Genomic DNA, 16,696 nt, shown 5'->3' on the forward strand with positions numbered 1-16,696 from the left:
TCAGTCGCGGATGAGAAACCGTTCCGCATCCGCCAGCGAATGCAGCAGGGTGGTTTCCTGCGGTGAGCCAATCCAGACGGCGATAGCGCTGTAGTTATCGCTGTTATTGTTTTTCTTCCATGCCTGCTGCATCAGAGCGATCCACTCGCTGGGGGAGTTGACCATGTGCAGCGACTGTTCCAGTTCGGCCTGGCTGAAGCTGTGCCAGAAGCCGTCGGTGCACAGCAGGAAAACGTCGCCGTCTTCCAGCTGCAGCACGTCGCTGTAGGTGGCGTCGCGCTCTTCGTTCAGCCCCAGCGCGAAATACAGCAGGTTGCTGTTGATGCCGTTGGTCTGATAGCCGGCGTCCTGCATCTGCTGGATCAGGCTGTGGTCGGTGGTGACGGCATGCAGGTAGCCGCGGCGGAACAGGTACAGGCGGCTGTCGCCGGCGTGCGCCCAGTAGGCCAGCTGGTAATCGCGATCGATAAACAGGCTGACCAGCGTGGTGCCCATCTTGCTGTATTCGTCCGACTGCCGCTGCTGCTGGTGGATGGCGGCGTTGGCGCGCGTAATGTGCTGGCGAATGCTTTGGGCGTTCAGGTGCTTTTCGCCGTCGAAGTTTTGCAAAATAGTGTCGCGCGCCAGTTTGGCGGCGATATCGCCGCCCGGAAAACCGGCGATGCCGTCGCACACCACGAAGCAGGCGGCGCGGTTGCCGAGCACCTCGCCGGTCTGATCCTGGTTGGAGGCGCGGCCGCCCTGATTGGAGGTAGAGGCTATGGTGATATTCATTACGCGTCCGGTTTGGTCTGTGAGTCTTTGTATTGATTCACTTCAACGTCATAGGCGTGCAGGAAGGCTTCGCCGAACAGGGTGTGGAAATCGTCCTCGATCTCGCCGGAGGTTTGCTGATAGTTCTTCACAAAGTAGTCCCACAGCGCGGCCTTGCGGTTGGCGGGCAGCGACAGACGCGGCGCCACGCCTTCCTTGCGCGCTTCCTCTTCGAGGCGCTCCGGGTTGAAGGACTGCAGCATGGCGGCGATGATGGCGCGAATGCCGGCGATCATCCCCAGCTGGTGTGCCTGCAGGTCGATCAGCGCATCGCGCACCGCCTGTTCCGGCGGCATAAAGCCCGGCATCTGGCTGCCGAACATCTGCATCAGCACCGTTTTCCCCGAAGGCAGCAGTTTGAACGGGTTGTTGGCCTCGTCGAGGATCATGGTCATCTCAGCCTTCACGCCGCGCTTGAGGATCGAGCGGGATGAGAGCAGGGCGACGGTGCCTTGCGAGAACAGGCTCAGCAGGCGGCCGACCTGGCGGATCTGTTGTTCGTCGAAATGCGGCTGCGGCTGCAGATCGTCGAGACCGAGGCCTTGCAACAGCGCCGTCAGCAGCGGCCCCTCCAAGGTGTCGCCATTCGGCGCGGCGGCGTGCTGCCGCTGGGCGGACTGGTAGGCGACCGGATCGATGCCCAGGCGGTTGCCCTGGCGCGGGCGCGGAGGTTGCGCAGGCGGTTCCTGCTGGCTGAACTGCGGTGCGGGTTGGGGCTGCGGCTCGGGTCTCTGCACCGGCGGCGGCGTCGGTTGAGGGCGCGGCGCTTGCGGTTGTGCGGCGATCGGCGCCGGTGGTGGGGACGGCGGTTGTGCCGGTTCCTCCGGCTGAGCCAGCGGCACGGCGCCGCCCATCAACAGCCCCAGCGGGTCGTTGCTGTTTAACGTCTCTGGCGAAGCGGGCGCGGATGAACCGCCGAACAGCGCCAGCGGATCCAGCTCTTGTTCCGGTTGCTGCGCATTCTGGACGGGGGGAGCCGGGCGCGGTGGCGCAGCCTGCTCCGCCAGCAGCGCGCTGGGGGTGGTGTCGGCCAGGATATGCTCACGCTCAAAAGTGGAGTCGGTGTTGAATAGGGCGGCCGGATCGGTTTGCTGTTGCTGCAATTGGCGCAGATCGACATCGCCCGCCAGCTGCGCCAGCGGATCGGCCGGGTTCAGCTCGCGAGCGGGGGTATCCAGCAGCGGATGGCTGTCTGGATTGGCGATCGGCGGCGGTGTGACGGCGGCCGACGCATTCGGCGTAAATTCTTCCACCAGGCTGTCCCAGATTTCGTTGGGGATCGGCGCGGCGGATTTTTCTTTGGCGGCGGCTGCAGGGGCCGCAGCAGCGGCAACGGCCTTGGCCACCGGTTGAGCCTGCGGCGCGGCGTGCTGTTGCAGCGCGCTGACTTCAATCTGGTAATCGTCGATGCCGAGCACGTCGCCATCCTGCAGTTCAACCTGGCGGCCTCGTTCCAGCGGAATATCGTTCAGCAGCACGCGGGTGACGTTGCCGCGATTGGTGATGCGGCATTCGCCGTCAGAGGAAATGTGCACGATCGCCTGCAGACGGGAAATGGCGCGCTCTTCGTCCGGCAGCACCAGGTTGTTGTCCACGCTGCGGCCGATGGTGCCGCCCGGCGGCAGAAAATCGCAACTGCTTTGCGGCGGAACCTGGCCGCTTTTATTTTTTACAATGGAAAATCGCATAAGGCATTCCTGCTGATTAGATCTTATGGCCAGACAGTGAAACTCGATAACTGGATGAGTTTGACTTGATTTCTTTCCTAAGAGAGAGCTTTGAATGTGAGTGACTAAATTCTTTGGCTAACGCATTATATGGTCGAAAACTTCAATGTAATAACGTGAGGCTGTATATGTCAGGAGATGTCTTTGCTATTATTCGCATTATTCTTAGTCTTTCTTTTGTAATAGAGGTTAGTTGGTAATTGAGACAGGTAAGTAAGGGCGAATATAATACTGGCGTACCACACCTCATCATAGTCTTGAAATTTTATATTGAGAATTGGATCCAGTATCTCAGAACCATAGTTAAATACTAAACCTTGGATGATGCTTGCAAATAAATTTACTGTGGTAGCTATCACAAAAAGGGAATAGGATTTTCTATTGTTGGTTTTTTGTTTTAGGTGATAAAGCCCGACAAATACTAAGACTGACAGGAAAAAGTATAAAAACACAAATGAGTAAGAGTAGGTGGAAAGCGTGACGTCATCGATCACTGTTTTGTTTCCTCATCGATTAATTTGTAAATTCCATAGCCAGTTATGGCATTGGAAAAAACCTCTGCGCCTAATGGAACCGTGCCAAGTTTTTTCCATCCAATAATATAATCGCTGTTTATGTGTTTAAACAACCGCCAAGAGTCAGGTCTTAATGACTTGCTAAATATACCGTACCCGGATAGTGATATGTCAACGGAACTATAAACGATGTCAGCTTCATTTTTATTATAACCTAGATAGTTAGCCGCGTAGTGGTATGCCTCTCTTATACTGCCAACCTTATCTTTTCTGAAAAGTAAATAATAGCCACTTTCGTAAACATTATTTGCTCCTTGAGCCATTAACGGTACGCCAATGCCCCCGCAGGCCATGCCTGCAGAAAGTGCACAGGTTCCGATTCCGGCAAATATCTGAGAGCCGCCGCTGACAAAACCAACTTGTTTCATCACCAGGTTTGAAAATCTTTCTCTTTTTTCTTTTTTTATTGCGACAAAGAGCTTGGCTTTACCTGTATTAATGTTGAATTCTTGTTGTTTGAGGTTGTTGATTTCCTCTTCAATTATACTGATTGCCCCAGAGTAGGATGTGCAGTGTATACTGATATCCCTTTGTGCAAACTGAATAAGTTGGTCTATTTCCAGTGAGAAATTAGCTCTTGATTCGTTGGTGTATAGATACTGTCGTGAAAACGTTCTTGATAGTTTTTTTAGTTCATCGACAGATCTATCCAGATCTGCTTTTGTTTTGTATTGCATCAGGATTCCTTTCCTATTTTTCTAAACTAACATTTATTATATGTAAGGATGCGTATTTATTATCAGTTGTCGTCTTTCCCTTGGTACTTCTTGATGATGGCTTGTAACGCTTGGCTATGTACAAGATCGATGCACTTGGCCATCGTCATCGGCTCCCCAGACATGCTGTCATAGGGCTTTGCCAGAAATTCTTTTGCCAGCGCCCTGACGGCGGTATGCGCCTCCAGAGAATAATCGCCGAACTCCATGTAACCCCGAGCAGCGGCTGCGGCATCGTTTTTGACTTCTTTTGCTGAGTACCCCTCGGCGATACAGACGCTAAGCGCGTAGTTTTTGAGGTACTCGGCAGGGGAATAGTCAATTTCTGTCGCTGCATTGACGTTCAACGTTGCGGCGATGGCCACAGTCAGTGAGATTTTTTTCACTGATTATTTCCGAGGAGGATTTTCATTTACTCTGTCCGGATTATCTTTCACCCAATTATCATTAGGGCGCTGTACATAATCTTTCGCAAGTTTATCAAGCTCTTCACTATGGTACATATCCATGCACTTCATTAAGTCTAAGCGGCTTTTCCCATCCTTAGCATTGTAATTCTTTTGCAAGTACTGCTTTGTCAGCTTGATGATAGGGGATTCTTCATCACGAATTGCATAGTATGACCAAGCATCGATACCATTCGATGAGGCAATTGCATCTTTGCTAGCCTCTGGTGATGTCTTATAAGCGACGGAAATGCAGTAGGTTAGAGCAATATCCTTGTAGTTTTGCAAATAGCTTCTGTATGCCGCTTGCGGCGGCCAATTTTCAATCGACTCTTCTTGATTTTTCTGCGCTATAGCACAAGTGGCATATAGACAAAAAAAGGAGATAAGGATTTTTTTCATCTCAACACTCCAAAATCCGTATGGTTTGTGCAGAGTAATACATAACCAGCGCATGAGTATCTCAATGCTTGATGGCTAATACCCAGTGAAAATAATTAATAAAACTCTAATTTTCTTAAGTTGATGGTTTTATAAAATTGCAACTTACAATGTTAATTATTAATTAGAGTAACGTTCGAAGATGGCTTTAGCCTCACTGGAACTCTGCAGCGAAAGGCAATCTAAAGTATGATAACTTCCTTTAACTGATCCTTGACTATTTTTATTTGCGTACTGTTCAGCCAGTTTTTCGCCTTGTTCGAATGCATCCATGGGGAGTTTACTGAATTCTAAATAGGCGGAAGCGGAACGGAAGGCATCTTGCTTGGTTTTTTCTGAGTCAGTAGATTTCCCAATGCAGCGGCTAATCAGCCAATTTTCATAAATTTCGCTTTGAGGTAAGTTTTCTATTTTTATATTTTCCGCCAGCAACATAGGAGAAACGAGAAGAAGAGCAAGGGCGATGTGGGTAGTCTTCATTTTAATATCCAAAGTGATGCGACTTCAGGAACAAAAGATCCATTCTCAGGATCCCCCATGAAATGACAAGAGTCAGAGCAAATGTCACCGTTCCATAATGTGACATGTCCTCTGGCATTTCGCCAGCCATTTCCTTGTATAACCATTATCCCTTTTTTACCTGAGAATTTAGCTGGGGTAGGGGATTTCACCGTGATATCAGGCTTGCCGAAGTTCTTTTCTAAAAAGAGAATCATATCGTTAACACGATAAAGATACCATTTTTTATCTTTACCAGACACAGTCGCATAACCGGAGTTAGAGGGAATTGGTATGCCTGTATAGTTGAGTACATAACTCATTCGTATAGGACAAGCATTTTCAAAAATACCGTTTTCAATATTGCTTTCTACTTTTCCACCAATCAATGCACCCACTTTTTTTACATTGATATTGACTTCAGAAAAACGAATCCATGCGGGTCCAAATAGAGGTTTTTTCATCCTGACTCTCCATTGTATCCATGTTATGAACCCCCGGCCGTAGCCGGGGGCAGACAAATTAAGCTTCGCGGTTTTCCTTGATGTTCCAACCTGCGCTGCTTTCGGCGCCTTTGCCGCCTTTGTCGCTCTGCTCCCAGTACTGCTGTTTCACTTTCGCCGCCTGGAAGGAGTAGGTGACGCCCACGGTGTCTTCGCCGCCTGCACCGGTGTACTGCACGGCGGTGACCAGCACGTCTTCCAGGGTGATTTTTGCGTATTCAACCTGGGTGCCGCCCGCCTTGCAAACCGACAGCTCAATCTTGGTCAGGTGTTTGCCGCTTGAGCAGTGTTTCAGCAAGGCCGGGGTTGACTTGTCGATCAGCGCGTTGACGTGCAGATCGTTGAAGCACACTTTACCGGCGCCACCGCCGCCGCCAACGCCCATATTGCCTGGTTGAGAGGCGCCCCAGGAGAAAGAAGTAATGTCGGTCCAGCCTTTGTGATTCGAATCTTTGGATTCGCCGCTGGCACCTTCAACTTTCAGGAACATATCAATAGCCATAGTTTCTTCACTCTTTATTAAGGGTTAACAGTAGTATTAACGTTACGTTGAAAAACTCAGGTAATAGCAGCAGGAATTGCAAGTGTGGTAATGCATTACCAATTTATATCCTTGTGCCATGCACCTTCTTAAATACCGAAAACTATCGGTACGGGTTACCGAGCCATTATTAAAATGATAATGGCTCAATGCTTAATTATTTCGCGTTATCTTGGTTCCACATGCGATCCGGGTTTTCTGCGATAGGCTGACGATGAGGTTGATGTATCAGCCAGGCCGCACTATCGCGGCCTGACTTCAGCCCATCAGGACGCGTCGTTTTGCTTCAGCGAAGGCAGCTTCGACACCAGGCGCAGGGAGACGGTCAGGCCTTCCAGCTGGTAGTGCGGGCGCAGGAAGAACTTGGCGCTGTAGTAGCCCGGGTTGTCTTCGATCTCTTCCACCTGCACTTCCGCCGCGGCCAGCGGTTTGCGCGACTTGGTTTCCTGCGATGAGTTGGCCGGATCGCCGTCCACGTAGTTCATGATCCAGTCATTCAGCCAGCGCTCCATATCGTCGCGCTCGCGGAAGGAGCCAATTTTGTCACGCACAATGCACTTCAGATAGTGCGCGAAGCGACAGCAGGCGAACAGGTACGGCAAGCGTGCGGAAAGCTGGGCGTTGGCGGAGGCGTCGGCATCGTAGTATTCCGCCGGCTTCTGCAGCGATTGCGCGCCGATAAAGGCGGCGAAGTCGGAGTTTTTGCGGTGCACCAGCGGCATAAAGCCGTTTTTGGCCAGCTCGGCTTCGCGGCGATCGCTGATGGCGATCTCGGTCGGGCATTTCATGTCCACGCCGCCGTCGTCGCTCGGGAAGGTGTGGCACGGCAGGTTCTCCACCGCGCCGCCGGATTCCACCCCGCGAATGGCGGTGCACCAGCCGAACTCTTTGAACGAACGGTTGATGTTGGCGGCCATGGCGTAGGCGGCGTTGGTCCAGGTGTAATTGCCGTGGGTCGCGCCGTCGGTTTCTTCTTCGAAGTCAAACTCGTCCACCGGGTTGGTGCGGATGCCGTAGGGCAGGCGCGCCAGGAAGCGCGGCATCACCAGGCCCAGGTAGCGCGCATCTTCCGACTCGCGCAGGCTGCGCCAGGCGGCGTACTCAGTGTTCTGGAAGATCTTGGTCAGATCGCGCGGGTTGGACAGTTCCTGCCAGGATTCCATCTGCATCACGCTCGGCGCGGTGCCGGCGATGAACGGGCAGTGCGAGGCGGCGCCGATCTTGGCCATTTCCCCCAGCAGCTCCACGTCCTGCGGGCTGTGATCGAAGTAGTAGTCGCCCACCAGGCAGCCGAACGGCTCGCCGCCGAACTGGCCGTATTCTTCTTCGTAGACTTTCTTGAAGATCGGGCTCTGGTCCCAGCCCACGCCTTTATAGCGCTTCAGCGTGCGGCCCAGCTCCTGCTTGGAGATGCTCATAAAGCGGATCTTCAGCATCTCGTCGGTTTCGGAGTTGTTGACCAGATAATGCAGGCCGTGCCAGGCGCCTTCCAGCTTCTGGAAGTCGTCGTGGTGAATGATCTGATTGATTTGCTGCGACAGCTTTTCGTCGATTTCCGCGATCAGCGCCTGAATGGTGCGGTAGGCGTCGGAAGAGACGGTGACGGTGTTTTCCAGCGCCTGCTGCGCCAGAGTTTTCACCGCGTTCTCGACCGCTTCTTTGGCCTGATCGGTCTTCGGCCGGAACTCTTTGTTCAACAGCGCGCTGAACTCATCGCTGGAAAAAGTCTCGGTGGTTTGCAACGCATTTTGTTGCTGAGGCGAGTTGCTCATCGATTAATCCTCACGCTCGTTGTTGTCATCGTTAACCGCCGGCTTCGGCGCGTCGGTCAGGGATTTCAGCAGCGCCGGGTTTTGCAGGATCTTGGAGATCAGCTCCTCGGCGCCGTTTTTACCGTCCATGTAGGACAGCAGGTTGGAAAGCTGGGTGCGGGCGTCCAGCAGATTGTCCAGCGCGTCGACCTTGCGGGCGATAGCGGCGGGGGAGAAGTCTTCCATGCTTTCGAAGGTCAGATCGATGTTCAGCTTGCCTTCGCCGGTCAGGGTATTGTCAACCTGATAAGCGACGCGCGGCTTCAGCGATTTCATGCGCTCGTCGAAGTTGTCGACGTCGATTTCCATGAACTTGCGCTCCTCCACGCTGGCTTGCGGATCGACCGCTTTCCCCACCAGATCCGCCATCACGCCCATCACGAACGGCAGCTGGATTTTGCGCTCTGCGCCATAAATTTCGACATCGTATTCAATCTGTACGCGCGGCGCGCGGTTGCGGGCGATGAATTTCTGCCCGCTGCGGGATTTCGAGTTTGACATGATTTACTCCATCTAATGGCGATTGGGAACGCGCCTCGTCCGGCTGGGAGAGTCAGGTTCTGATTCGGGTCTGCGCAGGGGCAGACGGTATCGGGTGTCGTCAAGAGAACAAAAGTCGGCGGCTAGCTGTTCTCCTCGTTGTCGGGGCGACCGAGAATGGTCTCCAGTTGGTTAAGCCCATCGGGCGCCAAATCGCGGACGATTTGCATAAAGTCCAGCGTAATCAGTCGCTGTACCCGATCGATCATCAGCGGCGCCGGGTGGCTTGGCTCATGAAGACGAAAATAATTTTTCACCTTGTCCAGCATCAGCTGGGCGTCGTCGCGCGACTGGATCTGCGCGCTGCGCCAGTTGAGCGGTGCCGTGGCGCTTTGCATCGCAGCCGGTTGCTGCAGGATGGCGGCGTCTGGCGGGGCTTCGGGTTCGGCGGCGGCCGGGGCATCGCTCTGGCCGGCGAGCGCCACCAGAGAAAATACCTTGGTCAGCGCGCTCATTTCCGGCAGGGCGCTTTCCCCCAGATGGCGGGTCACTTCACTGCGAATGGCGCCCAGGGTGTTGGCGATGTGGATCACCAGTGCGCCTTCGGGGCGGCCCTGCTGCGCCAGCTCATCCTGCAGCCGTGCGCGGCCGCCGGGAAAGTTGGGGCACTCTTGCTTGCTGCCGTCGAGCAGGGCGCCGGCATCGCGCAGCGAGATTTCACCGGCGGCGCTTTTCAGCAGCGGCGCAGTGCGCACGCTGGCGGCCAACGCGGCTTTGTCGCCGAGGTCGGCCAACGCATTGATGCGAAACAGCGGGTCGGCTTCGCCGTCGAACGCCAATGCCGGCTGCAGGGCATCCCAGTAACGGAGTATCGACTGGTGGATCAGCGTCAGCCCGTCGGCGTAGCCCGGCAACCCGCGCAGTTGGGTCCAGGCGCGGGTGAGGTACAGCATGACGCGCAGGTCTTTGGTGCGCGCCAGCAGCGAGGTCGCGAGGCGTTCGACCTGCACCCAATCCGGCGCTTCTTCCGGAATGATGGTGCTGCCGAACTGCTGTTCGGCCTTGCCGGTGGCGGCGCGCGCCATGGCCAGAAAGTCGGCGTCGTATTCCAGGTTGTCGCCGCAGGGATTGTCCGCGTCAACCGGGGCCAGCAGGGTATCGGTATCGATAGCCATAGAATTTCCTTCAACGAACGATGTTAATCAAACATTTGCGGGTACTGGCCGCCGCGGCCGGGGCGCGCCCAGCCGTTGGGCTCGAACAGCAGTGAAAACAGCTGCACGGTGAGGTTGCCGCTGTGCACGTGAGTGTAGAGCGGGTGTCCGTCGGCCTGATTGGTCCACCAGAAGCTGGTGTACTGCGCCGGGTCGAAACAGTCGGCGGCCTGTTGCCAGCCGAGACCCGGCACGTCCGGATGCTGAAAACCGATAATCGACAATATCTCGGAATCCGCTTCCGCCGGCGGGCTGGGCAGCGCCGGGATTGCCTGCAGCGTGCGGTCGATCTGTTCGGCGGAGAAGCCGTTGCGCACGCCGTTCAGCAGGGTATGGCCGAGCTGCTGGTACCAGCTCGCCGCCATGTTCAGCTGTTGCGGGCGCCATTCTTGCAGGCTGAACAGGCGCAGCGCGCAGATCGGGTAGCGCCGCCCGACGCGATCGCGCGCCGGCAACAGGCAGCCCATCTGCACGTACGGGCTGCCGAGCGTGGCGGGGATCACGAAGTTCCACACCGGCGCGTTGCTGAACGGGTGGCCGTTTGGCCCCTGCGCATCGCGCTGCAAATTCACCAGCCCGTTATGGAACCAGTGGGCCCAGTTATTGACCACCGGATCGGGCAGGCGGCGCTGCAGAAAATCGCCGGCGGAAGGAAGTTTGCCGTACCAGCCGAGGCTCGTCGGGGCGCTTGAATCAGTGCTCATGGTCATGTCCTTTCGGGGCTACGGGCACGAGAAGGCCGGCAGTTGGAACGGATTGCGAATGCTGTTGGGCGTGAACTCCAGCGTGACGCGGTGGCCGTCGAGATTGAACGTCGCTTGACGGCCGAGGCCGCCGGTGCCCGAAGACTGCGCCATATCCACCAGGCGGTTCAGCGCCCACGGCCCGCTGGTCACCAGACTGGCGGTGGTGCCGTTGGCCAGCGCCAGCTGCAGATGCACCTGGTTGGTATTGCGGGTGCCCGGCCAGCTGACCACCAGCGGCACCTGCGGGCCGTGGCTGTATTTGAACAGCTGCCCGTCGATATCCAGCGTCAGGTTGAGGATGTCGTTATCCATCCGCACCGGCCGCACGGTCACGCGGTAAGAGGGCGTCGCCGTGCCGTTGGCGAAAAAGGCGTCGCGGATGCGCTGCGCCTGCTGGAACGACCGCAGGATGCCTTCGCCGCCGGGCAGCGTCTTGCCGTCCACGCCGGGCGTGAAACGCCAGTTGGCGCGGGTGGTATCGACCTTGCCCTGCAGGTTGTCGCGGAAGAAGCTGTCCATCAGCCCGCTGTTCGGCGCGAACATGCGCGCCAAATCGTCCGGCGTCACTTCCTGGCGCGCCCGGGCCACCAACGGATAACGCCCGGCGATCGCCTGGCGGCAGAAGCTGCCGACCTCGAAGCTGATGCGCTTTTTCACGTTCTCCATCTCTTTGCGCTGGGTGTCGCTGCTGGCGCCGATCGCCAGCGACAGCAGCATCTGTTTGAACGGCACCGGCAAGCGGCCGGATTCGGCCTGCAGGCGCGGGATGATGTCGCTCGGCGGCGCCGACATGCCGCTGTTGGCCGCGCCTTGCACCGCCGTCAGGTAGCTGTACAGCTCATCGACCTGTTTCAGCACGCTGTCAAAAGGGATCGCCTTATTGCCTTCGCCCTGGCTTTGCGCCAGCTCAAGCAGCGGCGCGAAGTGCGCCATCACCAGCTGTTCCGGCTGGGCCGACACGTCGCCGTCGGCGTTGGCCGGCCGGTTGGTGAACAGCGCCTCCAGCGTGCGGTTGGCGTTTTGATTCAGTTTGTCTTCGGTTTTGGCCAGCAGCGAGCGGGAATCGGCGTCGCTTTTCTCGTCGCGCAGGGTGACGTTTTTGCTGACGTTAACCAGCAGATTGCGCATCGGCGACGGATTGCCGGACAGCAGGCGCGCGCTGCTGATGCGCTGGGTCAGGTTGCCGATGTTGGCCAGTTGGATATCGCCCAGCAGCTCATCCCAGGCGCTGATAAAGTCCTGCATGTACAGTTGGCGGATGGTCTTGGTCAGATCGGCGCTTTTCTGCTCCGGCGTCTGGCTGTTCAACACCCAGACGTCTTCCTTGCGCAGGGTATCGGTCACCGGATCGATGTTGTCGTTGAACGCTTTCCAATACCCCTGCGAGGTGAACAGGCCCGGCACGCCGTCGGTCACCGGTTTGCCGCTTTTGCGGCTGAATGCCAGTTCGGTCTGCGGACCGGCCAAATCGACCAGGCTGACCGGCTTGATGTCGGTCTGTTTCAGCAGCAGACGCTTAAGGCGGCCGTAGACGCGTTGCGACAGCGGCGCCCGATTGAGCGCGGCCTGCGCCTGTGCCACCAACGGCTCGTCTTTGGCGTAAGGCGAGGCCTGGATCTGCGTATCCAGCAGTTGGCTCAGGTGCCATTCGATCTGCTGCAGCTGTTTTTGGGTGCTGCCCTGCGGCAGGTTGCGCTGCAGGTTGAGCATCACCCAGGCGCGCAGGAATTTGCCGTCGTACTGCTTCGGCAGATACAGCATCTGGTAGGCCTTCAGCGCTTCATAGCTGAAGTCCGCGTCGCCGTGGTTATCGTTGCGCAGCGTGGCGGCGATCTGTTGCGCCACCTGCGGCAGCAGCAGTTCTTTCAGCGCTTTTTGGTACAGGGCATTGCCGGCGTCGCCGACCTGATCGCCGCGGAACAATCCCATGCGATAGGTGAACGGCGGATCGTCCAGCGAAAAGTTCTGGCTGTCCGGCAGATGCAGCAGGCTGTTGAGGAACGGCAGCAGCGAGAACATATCGCCGTTGCCCAACTGGGTCAGGCTTTGCCCCTGGCGCTCGACGCCGGGCACCTTGGCGGCCACTTCCGCCAGATAGGCCTTGTTGTTGCCGTAGCTGGTGAACCACAACATCGCCAGCACCGCCAGGATCACCGCCAGCGCGATGTACCCCGCCCAGTGCAGGGCGCGGTTGCGGTATTCCCACCAGCGGTTGCTGCCCGCCAGCCCGGACTCCTGGAAGACCACCGATTCCAGCGTCTCTTTCAGGAAGAAGCTCTGGCCTTTGGCTGCCGGGATCGGCGTTTCCTGGCCCACGCTGTCCCAGGCCGCGTTGGCCTGCGCCCCTGAATTGGCCGGCGGCAGCTGCAGGTAGCGGTTCAGTTCGCCCATCACCCGGTCAAACGGCAGGCCTTCCTGAGTGCCGCTGGTGAAGTAGATGCCGCGCGGGGTAAAGCGGGTTTCAAAACTGGAGGTGGCGAACACCTGTTCCAGATATTGGCCGAGCAGCGGGCGCAGCGCGGCGAACTCCTGCGGGAACAGGTAGCTTTCGGCGCGTTGGCGCGCGTCGTGCTCCATCAGCAGCGTATCCGGCAGCGCCGCATCCAGCCGTTGTTGCAGCAGGGCGTATTGTTGTTCGAAGGCGGCGTTCAGGTTGAAGTCCGGCTGCCGCGAGCGCTCGTAAGGGAAGGTGAATCCCCAGATCTGGTCGCGCTGCGCTTTGTCGAAGCTGCCGAAATAGGCCATAAAGCCGTTGAGCAGGTCGGTTTTGGTCACCAGCACATAGACCGGGAAGTGAATGCCCAGCTGTTCGTGCAGTTCTATCAGGCGTTTGCGCAGCGCGCTGGCCTGCGCGGCGCGCGCTTCCGCGCTGTCGCTCAGCAGATCGGCGACGCTGATGGTGACCATCACGCCGTTGATCGGCTGGCGGGTGCGATATTTTTTCAGCAGCGCGACGAAGCTTTGCCATTCGCCGGCGTCTTCTTCGCGCTGGCTTTCCTGGGTGGTGTAGCGGCCGGCGGTGTCGAGCAGCACCGCGTCGTTGGTAAACCACCAGTCGCAGTTGCGGGTGCCGCCCACGCCGCGCAGCGCGGACTTGCCGAAGCGATCCGCCAGCGGAAAATGCAGGCCGGAGTTGACCAGCGCGGTAGTTTTACCGGCGCCGGGCGCGCCGATGATCACATACCACGGCAGCTGATACAGATATTGGCGGCTGAAGCGGGTCATCCAGCGATGTTTGCCGTCGCCCTGGCCCGGGGCGAAGCGCGCCTTTTTCAACAGCTGCGCCGCTTCGTCGAAACGCTGGGCCAGCGGATCGTCTGGTTTGATCTCGGGCTTGCCGTCTTCCGCCGGCACCGCTTCGGCGGCGCGCAGATTGCTCAGCAGACGGCTGTTGAACCAGGCGCTGTAGAGGCGCGGGATCAGGCGGCACAGGAACCAAATCAGGTAGATAGCGCCGATGGCGATCTGGCGGTTGAGTTCCGGCTCCAGCGGGCGATAGTCACCGATGGCGACCAGCGGGCCGATCGTCCAGATGATGAACGCCAGCGCGGTGATGCCGACAAAGCCCCACAGCAGGCGGCTGGTGATGATGGAGAATAACGTACTGAGCATTACTTTCCGGTTCCTTGCGGCAAGCCGTTGATTTCCGCCTGGGTGTTTTCCGGGGCGACCAACAGCGTAATTTCTACCCGGCGGTTCAACGCGCGGTTCACTTTGTTATCGTTCGGCGCGACGGGGTTGCTCTCGCCGCGGCCCTCGGCCTTGACCCGCTGCGGGTTGGCGAGGTGTTTTTGCAAGCGGGCGCTGACCGCTTCGGCGCGCGCCAGCGACAGCTCCCAGTTGGAGGCGAAGCGGGCGCTGCGGATCGGCACGTTGTCGCTGTAGCCGGTGACCAGGATTTTGCCGCTGACGCCGTTCATGGCGGCGGCGATGCGGTCGATGACCGGAATATAGTTGGCGCGCACCGTGGTGGCGGCGGAGTCGAACAGCCCGTCGCCTTTGAGGATCACCACGCTTTGCTGCGCTTCGTCGCGCACCACCACCAATCCTTCGGCGATCTCCTTGCGCAGGAAACTTTTCAGGCTCAGCGTCGGCGGCGCGGCCGGCGCCGGATTACCGATCGCCACCTGCGGCAGGTTGGTTTGGTAAATCGCCGCCAGCACCGGGCTGGTGTTGTCGCCCAGCCGCCAGTTGAGGGCGATAAACAGCAGCGAAGCCAGGAAGCCGGTCAGCGCCACGCAGGCCCACAGCGGCACCAGCGGACGCCACAGTTTCTGTTGTACCGGCAGATCCAGCGCATGAGGCGACAGGGGCGGGGCGTAGCCGCCGCGCACCGACCGAATCAGCTGCAGCAGGCGCTGCTTCATGGTTTCCAACTGCGAGCGGCCGTTTTCCATCACCCGGTAGCGGCCTTCAAAGCCCAGCAGCAGGCAATAATTGATCAGCTCCAGCAGATTGATGTGCTCGCGCGGGCTCTGCGACAGCTTGGCCAGCAGCTGGAAGAACTTCTCGCCGCCCCAGGTTTCGTTATGGAAGGTCACCAGCAGCCCGCTGCCGGACCACACGCTGTTGCTGCCCCACGGGGTCAGCGCCGCCGCTTCATCCAGCGCGGTGCACAGACAATAACGCGCGCCGATGATCACTTCGTATGGCAGGTTGGCGCGTTGGCCGCGGATCTCGAAGCGGCGCATTTCGTCGATCAGCTGTTGGCGCAGCTGCGCCGGGTTGGCGTGCGTGGCCGATTGGCGGATCTGCGAAATGGCGTTCAGCAGCGGGTTGGCGGCGTCCACCAGCGGGTTGGCCGCCGGCGCCATGCTATTTTCCTGAGTCATAGGTTACCGGTCCGTATGGCTGCGAATCGCCCAAAATTCCATGTCCAGCCCCGGGAATTCGCCGGCCAGGTGCAGGGCGAAGGCGCTGGATTTTTCCATCTGTTTCCACAGGTCGCCGCCTTTTTCCAGCTCGAAATAGGTGTAGCCGGCGTGATAAGGGATCTGGCGCGGCGCGACGGGCATGGTGCGTAGACCGATGCCCGGCAGCTGCAGCTGCACCAGATCGCGGATGCGCGTGACCGGGGCGATCTTCATCTGCGCCGGGAAGTGGGTCAGCAACACCTCGGCGGCCACGTCGGCGCGCACCGCCAGCACGAAGCCGAAGTCGCGCATCATTTTGGCGTCTTGCACGGTGGCGACGTTCAGACCGTGGGAGCGCTCGACCAGCGTCAGCTGAATGGCGTTGTCCTCCAGCACCACCGACAGGCCCTGACGCAGCAACAGCATCAGCTTGCCGAAGCACAGCGCCAGATTGTCGTGGTCATACACCGGCAGGCGGCCTTCCGGGGTGCGCTGCGCCGAGAAGCTGGCGAGTTCGGTGGCGAACTGCAGCCAATCGGCGAACAGGCGCTCCGGGTGCAGATGGTCGAGGTGGTAGGCATGGCTCACCTGACCGAGATGGCGGTTGATCAGCTGCAGCAGCATGAAATCGACCATTTCGGAACTGCCGCCGCGGCCCGGTTGCAGCAGGCGTTGACTCATCTGCTGGCTGCGCTGTTGCAGCAGCCCCTGCAGATCGTTGATGAAGGTCTTCAGTACCGGGTTGCCCTGACAGTTCAGCATCGGCGGGATTTGCGCCGTATCGAGACGCAGGCTGTTGTCGCCGCGCTTTTCCAGCACGCGGGTGACGCCGAGCGCAGTCCATTCGGCGTTCAGCTCGCTCTCCAGCATCAGCCGCAGGCGCAGGCGACCGAATTGCAAGGCCGCGCTGCCCACCGAAACGGCGTTGAGATCGTCGACTTCGGTCTCGTAAGCCAGATAGCGCGCCAGCGCTTCCGGGCTTTCCTGAAAGATCACGTCTTCACGCCCCGCGCGATAGGTCGGCAGAGCCAGCACCACGTTTTCACCGGTCTTGTTGTCGGCGATGGCCAGCGGCGCGGGCGCCTGCTGGGCGCCGGAGAAGCGAAACGGCGTGCCGTCGGGCATGATGCCGCTGGCGGCGTTGAGCGCGATCTTGCCCTGGCGCAGCAGCGTTTGGTCCAGATCCAGGGTGAGAAAGCCCCAGAAACAGCCGCTGTGGGCCTGGCCCCAGTTGCGCATATAGCCTTCGAGATAGTTTTCCGCCTGCTGGAAATGGTGAGGGCGCAAAAACATCCCCTCAGTCCAGACAACCTTATGAGCATCTTTCATCAT

15 protein-coding genes are annotated in these 16,696 nt (G+C 58.2%); all 15 read right to left on the reverse strand.

The features are described 5' to 3' along the window. A complete protein-coding gene (locus J0X03_RS08875; RefSeq protein ID WP_033643559.1) occupies nt 1–774 on the reverse strand; it encodes a PP2C family protein-serine/threonine phosphatase in 774 nt (257 codons plus the stop codon). Next, complete coding sequence (gene tagH / locus J0X03_RS08880) at nt 774–2,501, reverse strand: type VI secretion system-associated FHA domain protein TagH (RefSeq protein ID WP_142002623.1); 1,728 nt, start codon at nt 2,499–2,501, stop codon at nt 774–776. The genes J0X03_RS08875 and tagH overlap by 1 nt, the downstream gene beginning before the upstream one ends. Before the next feature lie 529 nt (nt 2,502–3,030). Then, on the reverse strand, nt 3,031–3,792 hold the full coding sequence (locus J0X03_RS08885) for a DUF4225 domain-containing protein (RefSeq protein ID WP_129992903.1): 762 nt from the start codon (nt 3,790–3,792) through the stop codon (nt 3,031–3,033). 62 nt (nt 3,793–3,854) lie between these two features. Continuing rightward, nucleotides 3,855–4,208, reverse strand: coding sequence for a T6SS amidase immunity protein Tai4 family protein (locus J0X03_RS08890; RefSeq protein WP_050594451.1), 354 nt, complete (start codon nt 4,206–4,208; stop codon nt 3,855–3,857). Nucleotides 4,209–4,220: 12 nt separating this feature from the next. After that, a complete protein-coding gene (locus tag J0X03_RS08895; RefSeq protein WP_031299756.1) occupies nt 4,221–4,679 on the reverse strand; it encodes a T6SS amidase immunity protein Tai4 family protein in 459 nt (152 codons plus the stop codon). A gap of 159 nt (nt 4,680–4,838) precedes the next feature. After that, the gene (locus J0X03_RS08900; RefSeq protein WP_160204382.1) at nt 4,839–5,198 is read right to left on the reverse strand and encodes a T6SS amidase immunity protein Tai4 family protein; all 360 of its coding nucleotides are present in this window, start codon (nt 5,196–5,198) and stop codon (nt 4,839–4,841) included. Continuing rightward, complete coding sequence (locus J0X03_RS08905) at nt 5,195–5,680, reverse strand: type VI secretion system amidase effector protein Tae4 (RefSeq protein WP_071796739.1); 486 nt, start codon at nt 5,678–5,680, stop codon at nt 5,195–5,197. The genes J0X03_RS08900 and J0X03_RS08905 overlap by 4 nt, the downstream gene beginning before the upstream one ends. 58 nt (nt 5,681–5,738) lie before the next feature. Beyond that, the gene (locus J0X03_RS08910) at nt 5,739–6,221 is read right to left on the reverse strand and encodes an Hcp family type VI secretion system effector (protein WP_004934962.1); all 483 of its coding nucleotides are present in this window, start codon (nt 6,219–6,221) and stop codon (nt 5,739–5,741) included. 305 nt (nt 6,222–6,526) lie between these two features. Next, nucleotides 6,527–8,032, reverse strand: coding sequence for a type VI secretion system contractile sheath large subunit (gene tssC, locus J0X03_RS08915; protein WP_019452990.1), 1,506 nt, complete (start codon nt 8,030–8,032; stop codon nt 6,527–6,529). Between the two features lie 3 nt (nt 8,033–8,035). Beyond that, a complete protein-coding gene (gene tssB / locus J0X03_RS08920; protein ID WP_015378282.1) occupies nt 8,036–8,572 on the reverse strand; it encodes a type VI secretion system contractile sheath small subunit in 537 nt (178 codons plus the stop codon). Between the two features lie 122 nt (nt 8,573–8,694). Then, nucleotides 8,695–9,726, reverse strand: coding sequence for a type VI secretion system protein TssA (gene tssA / locus J0X03_RS08925; protein ID WP_122016289.1), 1,032 nt, complete (start codon nt 9,724–9,726; stop codon nt 8,695–8,697). Nucleotides 9,727–9,749: 23 nt separating this feature from the next. After that, the gene (gene tagF, locus J0X03_RS08930; RefSeq protein WP_038876781.1) at nt 9,750–10,469 is read right to left on the reverse strand and encodes a type VI secretion system-associated protein TagF; all 720 of its coding nucleotides are present in this window, start codon (nt 10,467–10,469) and stop codon (nt 9,750–9,752) included. An 18-nt stretch (nt 10,470–10,487) separates the two neighbouring features. Further along, a complete protein-coding gene (gene tssM / locus J0X03_RS08935; protein WP_033643552.1) occupies nt 10,488–14,123 on the reverse strand; it encodes a type VI secretion system membrane subunit TssM in 3,636 nt (1,211 codons plus the stop codon). Beyond that, nucleotides 14,123–15,325, reverse strand: a complete 1,203-nt coding sequence (locus tag J0X03_RS08940; protein ID WP_049272050.1) for a DotU family type VI secretion system protein — start codon at nt 15,323–15,325, stop codon at nt 14,123–14,125. Before J0X03_RS08940 ends, tssM begins: the two co-directional genes overlap by 1 nt. Nucleotides 15,326–15,346: 21 nt before the next feature. Next, nucleotides 15,347–16,693: a type VI secretion system baseplate subunit TssK gene (gene tssK, locus J0X03_RS08945; protein ID WP_033644304.1), complete on the reverse strand. Its 1,347-nt coding sequence runs from the start codon at nt 16,691–16,693 to the stop codon at nt 15,347–15,349. Between the last annotated feature and the right edge of the window lie 3 nt (nt 16,694–16,696).

The sequence above is a fragment of the Serratia ureilytica genome, assembly GCF_017309605.1.
Lineage (GTDB): Bacteria > Pseudomonadota > Gammaproteobacteria > Enterobacterales > Enterobacteriaceae > Serratia > Serratia ureilytica.

Coding starts and splice junctions, on each gene's coding strand:
- J0X03_RS08905 (WP_071796739.1), bottom strand. CDS start 5,680: ATGAAAAAACCTCTATTTGGACCCGCATGGATTCGTTTTTCTGAAGTC.
- J0X03_RS08940 (WP_049272050.1), bottom strand. CDS start 15,325: ATGGCGCCGGCGGCCAACCCGCTGGTGGACGCCGCCAACCCGCTGCTG.
- tssM (WP_033643552.1), bottom strand. CDS start 14,123: ATGCTCAGTACGTTATTCTCCATCATCACCAGCCGCCTGCTGTGGGGC.
- tssB (WP_015378282.1), bottom strand. CDS start 8,572: ATGTCAAACTCGAAATCCCGCAGCGGGCAGAAATTCATCGCCCGCAAC.
- J0X03_RS08895 (WP_031299756.1), bottom strand. CDS start 4,679: ATGAAAAAAATCCTTATCTCCTTTTTTTGTCTATATGCCACTTGTGCT.
- J0X03_RS08885 (WP_129992903.1), bottom strand. CDS start 3,792: ATGCAATACAAAACAAAAGCAGATCTGGATAGATCTGTCGATGAACTA.
- J0X03_RS08875 (WP_033643559.1), bottom strand. CDS start 774: ATGAATATCACCATAGCCTCTACCTCCAATCAGGGCGGCCGCGCCTCC.
- tagF (WP_038876781.1), bottom strand. CDS start 10,469: ATGAGCACTGATTCAAGCGCCCCGACGAGCCTCGGCTGGTACGGCAAA.
- tssC (WP_019452990.1), bottom strand. CDS start 8,032: ATGAGCAACTCGCCTCAGCAACAAAATGCGTTGCAAACCACCGAGACT.
- J0X03_RS08910 (WP_004934962.1), bottom strand. CDS start 6,221: ATGGCTATTGATATGTTCCTGAAAGTTGAAGGTGCCAGCGGCGAATCC.
- tssA (WP_122016289.1), bottom strand. CDS start 9,726: ATGGCTATCGATACCGATACCCTGCTGGCCCCGGTTGACGCGGACAAT.
- J0X03_RS08900 (WP_160204382.1), bottom strand. CDS start 5,198: ATGAAGACTACCCACATCGCCCTTGCTCTTCTTCTCGTTTCTCCTATG.
- tssK (WP_033644304.1), bottom strand. CDS start 16,693: ATGAAAGATGCTCATAAGGTTGTCTGGACTGAGGGGATGTTTTTGCGC.
- tagH (WP_142002623.1), bottom strand. CDS start 2,501: ATGCGATTTTCCATTGTAAAAAATAAAAGCGGCCAGGTTCCGCCGCAA.